Annotated in this window: 11 protein-coding genes and 1 tRNA gene; 6 read left to right on the forward strand and 6 right to left on the reverse strand. The window is 62.9% G+C overall.

Going from position 1 to position 13516, the window contains the following annotated elements; translation table 11 throughout:
* Nucleotides 1–102: 102 nt before the first annotated feature.
* Nucleotides 103–1647 carry a trimethylamine methyltransferase family protein gene (locus tag F3H26_RS02120; protein WP_149774411.1) on the forward strand — a complete coding sequence of 515 codons (1545 nt, stop codon included), beginning with the start codon at nt 103–105 and terminating at the stop codon, nt 1645–1647.
* Between the two features lie 52 nt (nt 1648–1699).
* On the opposite strand, the gene F3H26_RS02125 is transcribed toward F3H26_RS02120, so the two are convergent.
* Together F3H26_RS02125 and F3H26_RS02130 are read right to left on the reverse strand one after the other, a co-directional pair.
* Nucleotides 1700–1945 (reverse strand): EF-hand domain-containing protein, encoded by a 246-nt coding sequence (locus tag F3H26_RS02125; RefSeq protein WP_149774412.1) that lies wholly within the window; start codon nt 1943–1945, stop codon nt 1700–1702.
* Between the two features lie 521 nt (nt 1946–2466).
* Nucleotides 2467–6096 carry a vitamin B12-dependent ribonucleotide reductase gene (locus F3H26_RS02130; protein WP_149774413.1) on the reverse strand — a complete coding sequence of 1210 codons (3630 nt, stop codon included), beginning with the start codon at nt 6094–6096 and terminating at the stop codon, nt 2467–2469.
* Nucleotides 6097–6738: 642 nt separating this feature from the next.
* Between F3H26_RS02130 and F3H26_RS02135 the strand changes: the two genes are divergently transcribed.
* Complete coding sequence (locus F3H26_RS02135; protein ID WP_188127669.1) at nt 6739–7065, forward strand: hypothetical protein; 327 nt, start codon at nt 6739–6741, stop codon at nt 7063–7065.
* Nucleotides 7066–7073: 8 nt separating this feature from the next.
* On the opposite strand, the gene F3H26_RS02140 is transcribed toward F3H26_RS02135, so the two are convergent.
* The 4 genes from F3H26_RS02140 to pdxH form a co-directional block, all read right to left on the reverse strand.
* Nucleotides 7074–7150: transfer RNA gene (locus F3H26_RS02140), tRNA-Pro, on the reverse strand.
* Nucleotides 7151–7193: 43 nt separating this feature from the next.
* Nucleotides 7194–7658 (reverse strand): DUF192 domain-containing protein, encoded by a 465-nt coding sequence (locus F3H26_RS02145; protein WP_149774415.1) that lies wholly within the window; start codon nt 7656–7658, stop codon nt 7194–7196.
* Between the two features lie 6 nt (nt 7659–7664).
* Nucleotides 7665–8171: a cold-shock protein gene (locus F3H26_RS02150; protein WP_394349758.1), complete on the reverse strand. Its 507-nt coding sequence runs from the start codon at nt 8169–8171 to the stop codon at nt 7665–7667.
* A 142-nt stretch (nt 8172–8313) separates the two neighbouring features.
* A complete protein-coding gene (pdxH, locus tag F3H26_RS02155) occupies nt 8314–8919 on the reverse strand; it encodes a pyridoxamine 5'-phosphate oxidase (RefSeq protein ID WP_149774573.1) in 606 nt (201 codons plus the stop codon).
* 135 nt (nt 8920–9054) lie between these two features.
* Here pdxH and fabI point away from each other — a divergent pair, with 135 nt between their 5' ends.
* The 4 genes from fabI to F3H26_RS02175 all read left to right on the forward strand — a co-directional run bounded on the left by fabI (nt 9055) and on the right by F3H26_RS02175 (nt 13513).
* On the forward strand, nt 9055–9861 hold the full coding sequence (gene fabI, locus F3H26_RS02160; protein ID WP_149774417.1) for an enoyl-ACP reductase FabI: 807 nt from the start codon (nt 9055–9057) through the stop codon (nt 9859–9861).
* A gap of 4 nt (nt 9862–9865) precedes the next feature.
* On the forward strand, nt 9866–10375 hold the full coding sequence (gene gpt, locus F3H26_RS02165) for a xanthine phosphoribosyltransferase (RefSeq protein WP_149774418.1): 510 nt from the start codon (nt 9866–9868) through the stop codon (nt 10373–10375).
* Nucleotides 10376–10414: 39 nt separating this feature from the next.
* The gene (locus F3H26_RS02170) at nt 10415–11590 is read left to right on the forward strand and encodes an aminotransferase (protein WP_149774419.1); all 1176 of its coding nucleotides are present in this window, start codon (nt 10415–10417) and stop codon (nt 11588–11590) included.
* Between the two features lie 81 nt (nt 11591–11671).
* Nucleotides 11672–13513, forward strand: a complete 1842-nt coding sequence (locus F3H26_RS02175; RefSeq protein WP_149774420.1) for a peptidyl-prolyl cis-trans isomerase — start codon at nt 11672–11674, stop codon at nt 13511–13513.
* Nucleotides 13514–13516 lie beyond the last annotated feature (3 nt).

Genomic DNA, 13516 nt, shown 5'->3' on the forward strand with positions numbered 1-13516 from the left:
CAGCCGCACCATCGGTGCCGATCGGGGACGCGCGGCCCGAGGGCGGCCGTGACGGGCCGAAGTATTCACCTTTGACCTGACAGACAACTTGGAAACCTCACGATGAACGATCACTCACGCTCAACGCCCCGCAGCGGCGGCCGCGCCGCCCGTCGTGCCGCCCGTGCCGCAGCCTTGCCCGAACATCTCCGCCCCGTCCGCCCCGGGCTTGAGGGCGGCACGTACGAACCGCTCGGCCAGCAGGACATGGAGCGTATTCACGCCGCCGCGCTGGACGCGCTGGAAACCATCGGCCTGGCCGACGCACCGCCCAGCGGCATCGACTATCTTGTGAGCGCCGGTTGCGCGCTTGGCGACGACGGGCGCATCCGCTTTCCCCGCGCGCTGGTCGAGGACACGATCGCCCGCGCCAACCGCTCGGTGACGCTCTACAGCCGCGACGGCAAGACCGATCTCGAACTTTCGGGCAACCGCGTGCACTACGGCACCGCCGGGGCCGCGGTCAGCATGGTCGATGCCCAGGGCCGCAACTATCGCGACTCGACCGTGCAGGACCTGCACGACGCGGCCCGGATCTGCGAGCAGTTGGACAACATCCATTTCGTGCAGCGGCCCATGGTCTGCCGAGACATCGCCGACAACCGCGAAATGGACCTGAACACGATCTATGCCTGCTGTTCCGGCACCTACAAACATATCGGTACGTCCTTCACCGACCCCAGCTATGTGGCGCCGGCGATGGAGATGCTGCACATGATCGCCGGCGGCGAGGACAAGTGGCGCGAACGGCCTTTCGTGTCGAATTCGAACTGTTTCGTCGTGCCGCCGATGAAATTCGCCACCGAAAGCTGCCAGGTGATGGAGGAATGCATCAAGGCCGGCATGCCGGTGCTGCTGCTGTCGGCCGGCATGGCGGGGGCAACCGCGCCTTCGACCATCGCGGGCGCGATCGTTCAGGCCACCGCCGAATGCCTGGCCGGGCTGGTTTATGTCAATGCCGTAAGTCCCGGTGCTCCGGCGGTTATTGGCACCTGGCCCTTTGGCCTGGACCTGCGCACGGGCGCGATGTCGGTCGGCTCGGGCGAGCAGGCGCTGCTGAGCGCGGGCTGCGCCCAGATGCACAAGTTCTACGACATGCCGGGCGGTGCCGCGGCCGGCGCCTCGGATGCCAAACTGCCCGACATGCAGGCCGGGTGGGAGCAGATGTGTTCGAACATCATGGCCGGGCTGTCGGGGTTGAACATGGTGTACGAGGCTGCGGGAATGCACGCCTCGTTGCTGGGCTTCTGTTTCGAGAGCCTGATTCTGGGCGACGACCTGATCGGACAGGCCCTGCGCTGCGTCCGCGGGATCGAGGTGAATGACGACACCCTGGCCGTCGACCAGATTGCCGAGGTCTGTCTGGGCGGGCCGGGCCATTATCTGGGCACCGATGCCACGCTCGGCCGGATGCAGGCCGACTATGTCTATCCCACGCTGGGGGATCGGACCTCGCCCAAGGAATGGGCCGAACTGGGCAAACCGGACCTGATTGCCAGGGCGACCGCCCGCAAGGAAGAGATTTTGGGCCAGCCGTCGCCCGCCCGGTTCGACCCGGCACTGGATGCCCGGATCCGCAGCAGGTTCAACATTCACTTGCCCGCTTAACACATTGAAAAACGGCCCGGGTTTTCCCCGGGCCGTCCTCCGCCGACAGGTGTCAGCCGTTGCTTGGGGGAAGCAACCCTGCCTCCTGCGCGACGGCGATTTCGGCCTGATCCAGCGCGCCGTCACCATTTGCATCCATCGCCGAAAACGTGTCTGCATCCATGTCAGGCAGAACGGCCTGCACCTCTTCGATGGTCAGAACGCCGTCGACGTTGGCATCGGCACTGCCTTGGGCCAGGGCAAATTCCGGAACGCTCAAGGTCACGGTGGCCAGAAGGGCCAGATTGCGAGGTTTCATCGTTTGATCTCCAGGTAAGGGGTGTGCGGTAGTCTGTCCGGACACCGGCACCAAACACCCTTGCCCGGCCCCTGTCATCGCCGCCGTGCCGAACGGCCCGATTCGCGCCGATCCCCGCCCCTTTTGCGTACGCGGCCGCGCGATCTTTTGCCGTGCAAAATTCCGCCGGGGCGTTGCGGCATGACTCCCCTCATGCGGGCGGCCCGATCCGGCAGAACGCCGCCCAAAAAGAAAGGGGGCCGAAGCCCCCTGTCAGTTTTGCCGTCCAGGCTCATTCTCATTGACCGCCCGGTGTTTTTTGCCTGCGGCCTGGACTGCACATGGGACGAGCGCACCCGCCCCGTGAAAGAGTGGGAAGGAGCAAATATTCCGCCCCACCCTGTTCCTGGCCGACACGGGCATGTCGGCCGGGCGGAGAAAGGCCAGATGGTAAGCCTTGCGGCCTGTCTCCGTATTCGTCGGGACCGGCACCGTATCGGCAGCGTCCGGCCCCTGCGCCCCGGGCTGCCGGGGCGTTTGGCTCAGCTACACCCGCTGGTTGCGCCGCAGGTGTTGCATTTCATGCAGGTGCCGTTGCGCACCAGCGTGTAGTTCCCGCATTCCCCGCAGGGATCGCCCTCGTAACCCTGCATCTTGGCCTTGGTCCGGGCATCCATCCCGGAGGCCGTCTCGGCAACGACGGTGGTCTCGCTTTTGGTCTCGAAGGTGACGGAGGCCTCGGACATGCCGGTCGCGGCCGCCTGCCCGCCGTTGAACACCACCAGATCCTGCGGAAGCCGCTTGCGCAGATAGCCGGTCGAGCTGATCTGTTTCAGCACCTCCAGCGATTTCGACGCCGCGCTGTCGCTGACTTCGGCGACGTTCGACACGCCTTCTTCCTCGCCACGGCCCAGATCGTCGAAAGTTGCGCCTTGCGGCTTCACATGGGCCAGGTCGGTGCGATCCAGATACGACACCGCCAGCTCGCGGAAGATGTAGTCGAGGATCGACGTGGCGTTCTTGATCGAGTCGTTGCCCTGCACCATCCCGGCCGGTTCGAACTTGGTGAAGGTGAAGGCGTCAACGAACTCTTCCAGCGGCACCCCGTATTGCAGGCCGACCGAGACCGCGATGGCAAAGTTGTTCATCATCGCGCGGAAGCCGGCGCCTTCCTTGTGCATGTCGATGAAGATCTCGCCCAGTTTGCCATCCTCGAACTCGCCGGTGCGCAGATAGACCTTGTGGCCGCCCACGATCGCCTTCTGAGTGTACCCCTTGCGGCGATGCGGCAGCTTTTCGCGGTGGCTGCGGATGACCTCCTTGACCACGACCTTCTCAATGACCTTTTCGGCCAAGGTCACGGCCTTTTCCCGCGCCGATCCGCTTTCCAGGATTTCCGCCGCCTCATCGTCATCCTCGACCAGCGCCGCCGCCAGCGGCTGGCTGAGTTTGGATCCGTCGCGATACAGCGCGTTGGCCTTGACGCCCAGGCTCCAGGACAGCTCGTAGGCCTTCTGGCAATCTTCGATGGTGGCGTCGTTGGGCATGTTGATCGTCTTGCTGATCGCCCCCGAGATGAAGCTTTGCGCCGCCGCCATCATCTTGATGTGGCTGTCGACCCCCAGGAACCGCTTGCCCTTCTTGCCGCAGGGGTTGGCGCAGTCGAAGATCGCATAGTGCTCGGGCTTCAGATGCGGGGCCCCTTCCAGGGTCATGGTGCCGCAGACATGGTCGTTGGCCGCCTCGATATCCGCCTTGCTGAAGCCCAGATGGCGCAGCATGTCAAAGGTCGGATCGTTCAGCTTGCTGGCCGGGATGCCCAGAACACCGGTGCAGAAATCCTCGCCCAGCGTCCACTGGTTGAAGACGAACCGGATGTCGAACGCGCTTTCCAGCGCGGCGTCGATCTTCGCCAGCTCGTTCGGGCCGAACCCGTGACCGGTCAGCGAGGTGTGGTTGATCCCCGGCGCGTTGCCCAAGGTGCCATGCCCCACCGCGTAGGACACGATCTCTTCGATCTGGGCCGAGGAATAGCCCAGCTTTTCCAGCGCGGCCGGAACCGAGCGGTTGATGATCTTGAAATAGCCGCCTCCGGCCAGTTTCTTGAACTTGACCAGCGCAAAATCGGGCTCGATCCCGGTGGTGTCGCAGTCCATCACCAGACCGATCGTGCCGGTCGGCGCGATCACCGTGGCCTGCGCGTTGCGATAGCCGTTCTTCTCGCCCAGGCTCAGCGCTTCGTCCCAGGCGCTCATGGCCAGATCGACCAGGCGCTTGTCGGGGCAGTTGGCGTGATCCAGCGGCACCGGCTTGACCGAGAGTTTCTCGTACCCTTCGGTCACGCCCTGCGCGGCGCGACGGTGGTTGCGAATAACCCGCAGCATATGCTCGGCGTTGCGCTCATAGCCCGCGAACGGCCCCAGCTCTCCGGCGATCTCGGCCGAGGTGGCGTAAGCAACGCCGGTCATGATCGCGGTCAGGGCACCACAGATCGCGCGACCCTCGTCCGAGTCGTAGCCATAGCCCATGTTCATCAGCAGCCCGCCGATGTTGGCATAGCCCAGACCCAGCGTGCGGAAATCATAGGACAGTTGCGCGATCTCTTTCGACGGGAACTGCGCCATCATCACCGAGATTTCCAGCGTCAGCGTCCACAGACGGGCCGCGTGCATGTAATCGGCCGCCTGGAACTCGCCATCCTTCAGGAAGGTCAGCAGGTTCATCGACGCCAGGTTGCAGGCCGTGTCATCCAGGAACATGTATTCCGAGCACGGGTTCGAGCCGCGAATCTCGCCGTCTTCGGGGCAAGTGTGCCATTCGTTGACCGTGTCGTGGAATTGAATGCCCGGATCGGCGCAGGCCCAGGCCGCATGGCCAACCTTTTCCCACAGGTCGCGCGCCTTGACCACCTTGGCCACCTTGCCGTCGGTGCGGTTGATCAGTTCCCAGTCGGCATCCTTTTCGACCGCCTTCAGGAAGGCGTTGGTCACACGGATCGAGTTGTTCGAGTTCTGGCCCGAGACCGAGTTGTAGGCCTCGGAATCCCAGTCGGTGTCATAGGTCGGGAACTCGATGCTGTCGTGGCCCTGCTTGGCATAATCCAGCACGCGCTTGATGTAAGTCTCGGGGATCGCGACCTTTTTCGCCTCGCGGATCGCCGTTTTCAGCGCGTCGTTCTTCTTGGGATCATAGGCATCCGCCTGCGCACCGTCCCAGGCGCGGATGGCCTCGAAAATGCCGTTCAGCATCTTCTCGTGCATCTTCGATCCGGCAACGATCGAGGCCACCTTCTGCTCTTCGATCACCTTCCATTCGATGAATTGCTCGATGTCAGGGTGATCTGCATCGACGATCACCATCTTTGCTGCCCGACGGGTTGTCCCGCCTGATTTGATCGCGCCAGCGGCGCGGTCGCCGATCTTGAGAAAGCCCATCAGCCCCGAGGACTTGCCGCCACCCGACAGCGCCTCGCCTTCTGCACGCAGATGGCTGAAATTGGTCCCGGTGCCCGAGCCGTATTTGAACAGGCGCGCCTCGCGCACCCACAGATCCATGATGCCGCCTTCGTTCACCAGGTCGTCGTCGACGGACTGGATGAAACACGCGTGCGGCTGCGGATGTTCATAGGCCGATTTCGACTTGGTCAGCTTGCCGGTCTTGTAGTCCACATAGTGGTGACCTTGGGCCGGGCCGTCGATCCCGTAGGCCCAGTGCAGACCGGTGTTGAACCACTGCGGGCTGTTCGGCGCGGCGCGCTGGGTCGCCAGCATATAGCGCATCTCGTCGAAATAGGCGCGCGCGTCCTCTTCGGTCGAGAAATAGCCGCCCTTCCAGCCCCAGTAGGCCCAAGCACCGGCCAGACGGTCGAACACCTGCTTCGAGGACGTCTCCCCTCCGAACTCGGCATCCTCGGCAGGAACCGAGCGCCACAGAAATTCGGGCACGTCCTTCTCGCGCACTTTCTTCAGTTTGCTGGGAACGCCGGCCTTGCGGAAATATTTCTGTGCGATCACGTCGCTGGCGACCTGGCTCCAGGTCGAGGGCACCTCGATGCCTTCCAGCCGGAACACGATGGTGCCGTCGGGGTTGCGGATTTCCGAAGTGACGGACACGAAGTCCAGATCGGCATAAGCGTCCTGCCCAGGTTTCGTAAACTTTCTTTCAATCTTCATGTCCGCAGCCCCAGATCATCAAACAGTGCAATTCATGTCCCCGGCACCCAATTCACAATCGGCTGGGTGCCGCCCGCCGTGCCTGCAAGAAACCTCTGGACATATTGGCCCGGCGCCGCAAAAGCGGCGTGAACCCGTCTGAACGGTACACGTCAGTTTGAGTTTGCTTCCGAGCCTCGCCCGTTGCCCTTTGACTGGCTTTTCATACCAGATTTAGTGGCCATTGCTTCGGCCCATACAATCTGGCGTATCTACCCATAGTTGGTCAACGAGATTTTTTGCTCGAAACACAGAACTTTTCGGTTGACCCCGCTCGTCCGGACGGCGCCCGCGCACCGGAACCGATTCATCCACAGGGCGACCGTTTTTTCCGCAGGCCCGGTGCGCATTCGGTTTTTTCACCTTTTTTCAGAGCGGTTGCAGCACAATGGTCAAGCAAGCCCTTCTGCCCCATACTGAATCGGGAATCACGGATCCGAGGCCATTGGGGCTCGCGGATCTCGCGCCCACGAGTTGACAGGAACCGTTGTGAAAAACGCACTCATCGCTCTCGCTCTTGGACCACCCCTTCTTTGGGGGTGTACATCGTCGCCCCCGGAGCCGACCTCGCGCAGCGCCCAGTTCACTGACTATCCTCGGCAATTGCTCGAAACCTTCGAGATCAGTTGCGACGGACCCGGCGAGCAATTCCGCAAAACGAAGTCGACGCAATTCGAATGCCTTTCCGCCCTGCCGCCCGACACCACCGCCTTTCTGATTCTGAGTTATGACGGGTCAACGCAAGACCTGCCCAAAGGCATCCGGCGGTTGTCCGCCCGACGCAATACGGCAGGCTATCGCGTGGATGCCGAACTGTTCTTCCTGATCCCCCAGAAAGAGGGCGCACCGGTCAAGGTTCCCATCGAAAGCGCGGCCCTGGATCAGGAGCTTACGACCCTCTACCGGTATTTCGGTGGAATGCCGCTGTAAGTGGAAAGTGGTCGGGGCGGCAGGATTCGAACCTACGACCCCCTGTACCCAAAACAGGTGCGCTACCAGACTGCGCCACGCCCCGGACCGTGCGCCTTCCTAACCGCGACTTGTTGATTTGAAAACCCCTAACAGGGCCAGATCGCAGGACCTTCCGCAAAAATTTCGTGACGCAGTTGCGTGCCCGGGCCAATCCCGTATCGCGCCGCCAGCCCCGCGTTGATCTCCAGAACCGCAAAAACCGCATCGCCCCCGTCGATCGGGGTCAGATCACCCGGTATGGCACCGCGATGCACGCGGGTAACGACGCCCCGGCGGTCGACAAAGATCATGTCGAGCGGGATCAGGGTATTCTTCATCCAGAACGCCACCGGCTGCGGCGGATCGAACACGAACAGCATTCCGGCCTGACGCGGCAGCGACTCTCGGAACATCAACCCACGCGCGCGGTCCTGCGGCGTGATGGCCAGTTCGACATCGAACCGCACCTGCGCCACCTCGTTGCGCAGAAAAACCTGATCCGGGCGACAGCCAGCCATGGCAGCCTGCGCCCAGACAGAGGTCAAAGCTGCAAGAACCAGAGCCCGTATCATTCCCTCTCAATTCTTCAGTGCGGATTCCCAGGCCAGAACCTGCACGGCCATCCGGCCGCGCTTGCCGTCAATGACCCGCATGGCCAGCGCCTCGCCAGGTTGCAGATCCGCAAACCCCGACCGGCGCAAAACCTCGATATGCAGGAACACGTCCTCGTCCCGGCCGAACACATTGGCAAAGCCGAATCCCTTGGCCTTGTCGAACCATTTCACGCGCGCGGGCTCCAGCGGCATCCGGGCGATCTGCGCGGGATCCATCTCGGCGAAATCAGCCAGCATCATCGAATCGGCCCGCTCGGGCGGGTCGATGCCAAGCACCTCGACCGCCTGAACGCCACGGTCGGTGCGATGGGTCATGATTTCAATTCCGGCACCGTCCGCGACCGAACTCTGACCGAAATTTCGCAACACGTTCACATGCAGCAAGATATCTGGACCACCCTCGTCAGACACGACGAACCCGTACCCCTTGGCGGGGTCGAACCATTTTACGTGTCCGCGAACGCGGTACATTGTGTTCTGGTCGTCTGACACGGTGCTTCCATCACGAATTATTGCTGCTGGTCCGAGGCTCGTAGATCCCGCATATCGTTAACAAGTTCAAGGTTAAAAACCGCTGTCATTTCCGAGTGTTGCATTTCACGTCGCGCGAATGTCACGGATTCAACCTCTGGATTATCCAATTCTGACCGGGACTCTCGCGACGCCACTGAAACCTGTCATGCAGCCGAAACGCCCCGTCGGCCCAGAATTCAATTTCCACCGGGATCAGCCGATAACCGCCCCAGAACTCGGGACGCGGCGGATTGGACCCCAGCCTTGCCGTGACCTTGGCCACCTCGGCCATCAAGGCCGTCCGGCTGCTCAGCGGCTCCGACTGCCGCGAAGCCCATGCGCCCAAACGGCTTTTCAGTGACCGCGACGAGAAATATTCGTCGGCCTTCGCTCCATCTTCCCTGATGATGGTACCACGAACCCGCACCTGACGCCGCAACGATTTCCAGTGCATCACGAAAGCGGCCTTTCCCGCACTTTCCAGTTCGCGGGCCTTGGCGCTGTGATAATTCGTATAGAACACGAAACCGTCCGGCTCGATTTCCTTCAGCAACACCATCCGCGCATTGGGCATGCCGTCCGGGTCCACGGTCGCCAACGCAATCGCGTTCGGGTCGTTCGGTTCCGTCTTCTCGGCCTCGGCCAACCAGCGACGCGCGATTTCAAACGGGTCGTCGCCGGCAAAAATGCCATTTCTCTCGCTCATGCCCATCCCCTGGAATGAATTGGCTCTGACGTTAGGGCGAGAACCCGCCATGGACAAGGACAGATAGCCTTGATGCAGCGCAATCAATGGCCTAAACCAACGCAACGCAACGCGACGACAGGCGGAGAACCGAACATGTCAAATCAGTTGATGGCCGGCAAGCGCGGCCTCATCATGGGACTGGCCAATGACAAATCCATCGCATGGGGGATCGCCCGCGCCTTGTCGGACGCCGGCGCCGAACTGGCCTTTTCCTACCAGAGCGACGCTCTGAAGAAACGGGTCGATCCGCTGGCCGCGCAACTGGGCAGCGAAATCGTGTTGCCCTGCGACGTCAGCGACGAGGACTCGATCGATGCCTTGTTCGACGCGCTGAAGGAAAAATGGGGCAAGCTGGATTTCGTCGTCCATGCCATCGGCTTCTCGGACAAGAACGAGCTGCGCGGCCGCTACGTCGACACGTCGCGCGCCAATTTCAAGCTGACCATGGACATCTCGGTCTATTCCTTCACGGCCGTCATGCAACGCGCCGAGAAGCTGATGACCGACGGCGGCAGCGCCATCACCCTGACCTATTACGGCGCCGAGCAGGTCATGCCGCATTACAATGTCATGGGTGTGGCCAAGGCCGCGCTCGAGGCGTCGGTGAAATATCTGGCCGAGGACCTGGGCAAGGACAACATCCGCATCAACGCGATCTCGGCCGGGCCGATCAAGACCCTGGCCGCCAGCGGCATCGGCGATTTCCGCTACATCATGAAGTGGAACGAATACAACTCGCCCCTGCGTCGCAACGTGACCATCGATGACGTGGGCAAATCGGCGCTGTATCTGCTGTCGGATCTCAGCAGCGGCGTGACCGGCGAGAACCTGCATGTGGATTCGGGCTATCACATCGTCGGCATGAAAGCCGTCGATGCGCCGGATGTGGAAAAGGGATAAGACCATGAGCGCAAAGGACCGCCTGCCCCACGAAAAAGGCTTTCACATCAGCTGGGACCAGATCCACCGCGACTCGCGCGCGTTGGCCTGGCGGCTGGACGGTCAGGGTCCGGATGAGGGCGCCTGGCGCGCCGTCGTCGCGATCACGCGCGGCGGCATGGCACCGGCGATGATCGTCAGCCGCGAGCTGGACATCCGCACCGTCGATACGATCAGCGTCAAATCCTATCACCATCAGGAGCGTGGCGAGGCAGAGGTGCTCAAGGCCCCGGACGCCGATTTGATGGGCGATGGCGAAGGCGTGCTGATCATCGACGACCTGGTCGACAGCGGCAAGACGCTGGAACTGGTACGCAAGATGTACCCCAAGGCCCATTTCGCCACGGTCTATGCCAAGCCCAAGGGCCGACCGATGGTCGATACCTTCATCACCGAAGTCAGTCAGGACACCTGGATCTTTTTCCCTTGGGACATGGCCCTGCAATATGTCGAGCCTTATCGCGGCACCGACTGATCGCCCGTTTCACCACAATTCAGCAAGACCGGACCCCCGATGACATTGACCCGCACCGCCGCCACCTTCGCCCCTCCGGTGATGGAGGCGCGGCGTTGGCTTGAAGGGGTCACGTTCACCGATGATCGCCCGCTGATCAACGTCAGCCAGGCGGCGCCGGTCGATCCGCCGCCGCTGGCGCTGCGGCAGGCGATGGCCGATTTCGCGATCAATCAGGATGCCGCACATCTCTACGGCCCGGTATTGGGCAACCCCGATCTGCGCGCGAAACTCGCGCGTGAGATCGGCGATCACTACGCTGCCGAGATTCGGCCGGAACAGACAGCCATCACCTCGGGCTGCAATCAGGCCTTCGCCTCGGTCATCTCGGCGATCACCGGCCAGGGGGATGAAGTCATCCTGCCAACCCCGTGGTATTTCAACCACAAAATGTGGCTGGATATGACCGGCGTTCGGGCGGTTGATCTGCCGACCGGGTCGGACTTGCTGCCCGATCCCGAACGGGCGCGCGCGCTGATTACCGAGCGCACACGCGCGATCGCGTTGGTCACGCCCAACAATCCGGGTGGGGTCGAATATCCGGCGGATCTGGTCCGTGCCTTCTATGACCTCGCGCAAGAACATGGCCTGCGCCTGCTGGTCGATGAAACCTATCGTGATTTCGACAGCCGCAACGGCCCGCCGCACGCACTGTTCCAGCAGCCCGACTGGGACCGGACGCTGGTGCATCTCTATTCCTTCTCGAAGGCCTACCGCCTGACCGGACACCGCGTGGGCGCGATTGCCACCGGTGCGCAGCTGCTGGCCGAGGTCGAGAAATTCCTCGACACCGTCGCCATCTGCCCCGGCCAAATAGGCCAGTTCGCGGCGCTGTGGGGGATGCAGAACCTGTCACAATGGCTGGCGGGCGAACGCGCCGAAATTCTGGACCGCCGCGCCGCAATCACGCAGAACATGCCCCGCCTGACCGACAAGGGCTGGCGGCTGCTGGGTCTGGGGGCCTATTTCGCCTATCTCGAACATCCGTTCGAGATGCCGTCGGACGAACTGGCGCGCAGATTGGTCGGTGACGCCGGTATACTGCTGCTGCCGGGGACGATGTTCATGCCCGATCACGACCCCGCCGGGAAACGCCAGGTGCGCATTGCTTTTGCCAATCTGGACCGCGCCGGAATCGAGCAATTGTTCGACCGCTTGCAGGCCCTGTCCTTCTGAGCTTGCCCCCCGGCACCCCGCGTCGTATTCAGGGCCGCAACACAGACGGCAGAACCCTGCCGCAAGATCCAAGAGGGCACTATGGCCGCAGGCATGAAGAACCTTTCCAAAACCTTTGTCTGGATCCTGATGGGTCTGTTGATGCTGGGGCTTGCCGGGTTCGGCGCCGTCAACCTCAGCGGCACCGTGCGCACGGTCGCGCAGGTGGGGGACGAGGTCATCACCGTCGATGCCTATGCCCGCGAGCTTCAGCGCGAAATTCGCGCGGTCGAGGCGCAGACGGGCCAGCCGCTGCAGATGTCTCAGGCCCGCGACCTGGGACTGGATCAGCGCGCCCTGTCGCGGTTGGTCGCCCTGGCCGCGCTGGACAACGAGGTGGCGCAGCTGGGCATCTCGGTCGGCGACGAGAACCTGCAAAAGGAGATCCTGCGCATTCAGGCCTTCCAGGGCGCAGACGGATCGTTCGACCGCGAGGCCTATCGGTTCCAGTTGGAACAGATCGGCATGACCGAAGCCGAGTTCGAGGAAGACCTGCGCAAGGAAACCGCTCGCACCCTTGTGCAAGGCGCCATAATGAACGGCATCGAAATGCCCGCGATTCTGACCGACACGCTGGCCGATTATGTGCTGGCGCGCCGCAGCTTTACCGTGGCCACCCTGTCGGCGAACGCGCTGGACGCACCGGTGCCCGAGCCGACCGACGCGGACATCCAGGCGTTTTATGACGCCAACACCGACCGCTTCACCCTGCCCCGCACAAAAAAGATCACCTATGCGGTTCTGTCGCCCGCGATGCTGCAGGACACGGTCGAGGTGGACGAGGACGCCCTGCGCCGCCTCTACGAGCAGCGCAAGGAGCAATACCAGCAGCCCGAGCGGCGCCTGGTGGAACGGCTGGTCTACCCGTCCGAGGCCGAGGCGACCGAAGCCAAGGCGCAGCTTGAGGTCGGCGGCGTCGATTTCGAACAGCTGGTGCGCGCGCGCGAGCTGGAGCTCAGCGATGTCGATCTGGGCGATGTGACCCGTGACGATCTGGGCGAAGCGGCAGATGCCGTCTTTGCCGCCGAGGTCGGCGATGTGGTCGGCCCGCTGCCGTCGGCCTTCGGCCCGGCGCTGTTCCGCGTGAACGGCACGCTGGCCGAGCACAATGTCAGCTTTGACGAGGCCGAACCCGAACTGCGCGAGGAACTGGCCGCCGAACGCGCCCGCCGCGTGATCGAGTCGCAGGCCGAAGAATACAACGACATGCTGGCCGGCGGTGCGACGCTGGAAGAACTGGCCGCAGAAACCGAGATGGAACTGGGCCAGATCGACTGGACGACCCAGAGCGACGAGGGCCTTGCCGCCTATGACGCCTTCCGCAGCGCGGCCCAGGCCGTTGGCGAGGGCGACTTCCCGGAGATTGGCTTTCTCGAGGACGGCTCGGTCTTTGCGCTGCGTCTGGACGAGGAACTGCCGCCCCGCCCCGAACCGCTGGCGCAAGCGCGCGACCGCGTGATCCAGGCATGGAAACAGGAGGAAATCGGCAAGGCTTTGCTGGAAAAGGCCAATACGGTCGTGACAAGCTTGGCCGTTGACGGGGACTTCACCGCCACGGGCTTGCCGTTCCGGGTGGAAAACGCGCTGACCCGCACGGCGTTCCTGGATGACGTGCCCGCCGATTTCATGACCCAGGTGTTCGAGATGGAGCCGGGCGAACTGCGTGTCATTCCCGGTCAGGGCGCGGTATTCATCGTGCGTCTGGACGAGGTGCTGCCCCCGGCGGAAACCGACGAGCAGCGCCAGATGAAAGACGCGGTCGCGGCGCAGCTGAACCAGGCGCTGGCGCAGAACATCTTTGACGCCTATGTGCGCGACGCGCAGACCCGCGCCCGGCCCACGCTGGACCAGCGCGCGCTGAACGCCGTCCAGGCCAATTTCTGACCG

Source organism: Ruegeria intermedia (assembly GCF_900129345.1).
Classification (GTDB): domain Bacteria; phylum Pseudomonadota; class Alphaproteobacteria; order Rhodobacterales; family Rhodobacteraceae; genus Ruegeria; species Ruegeria intermedia.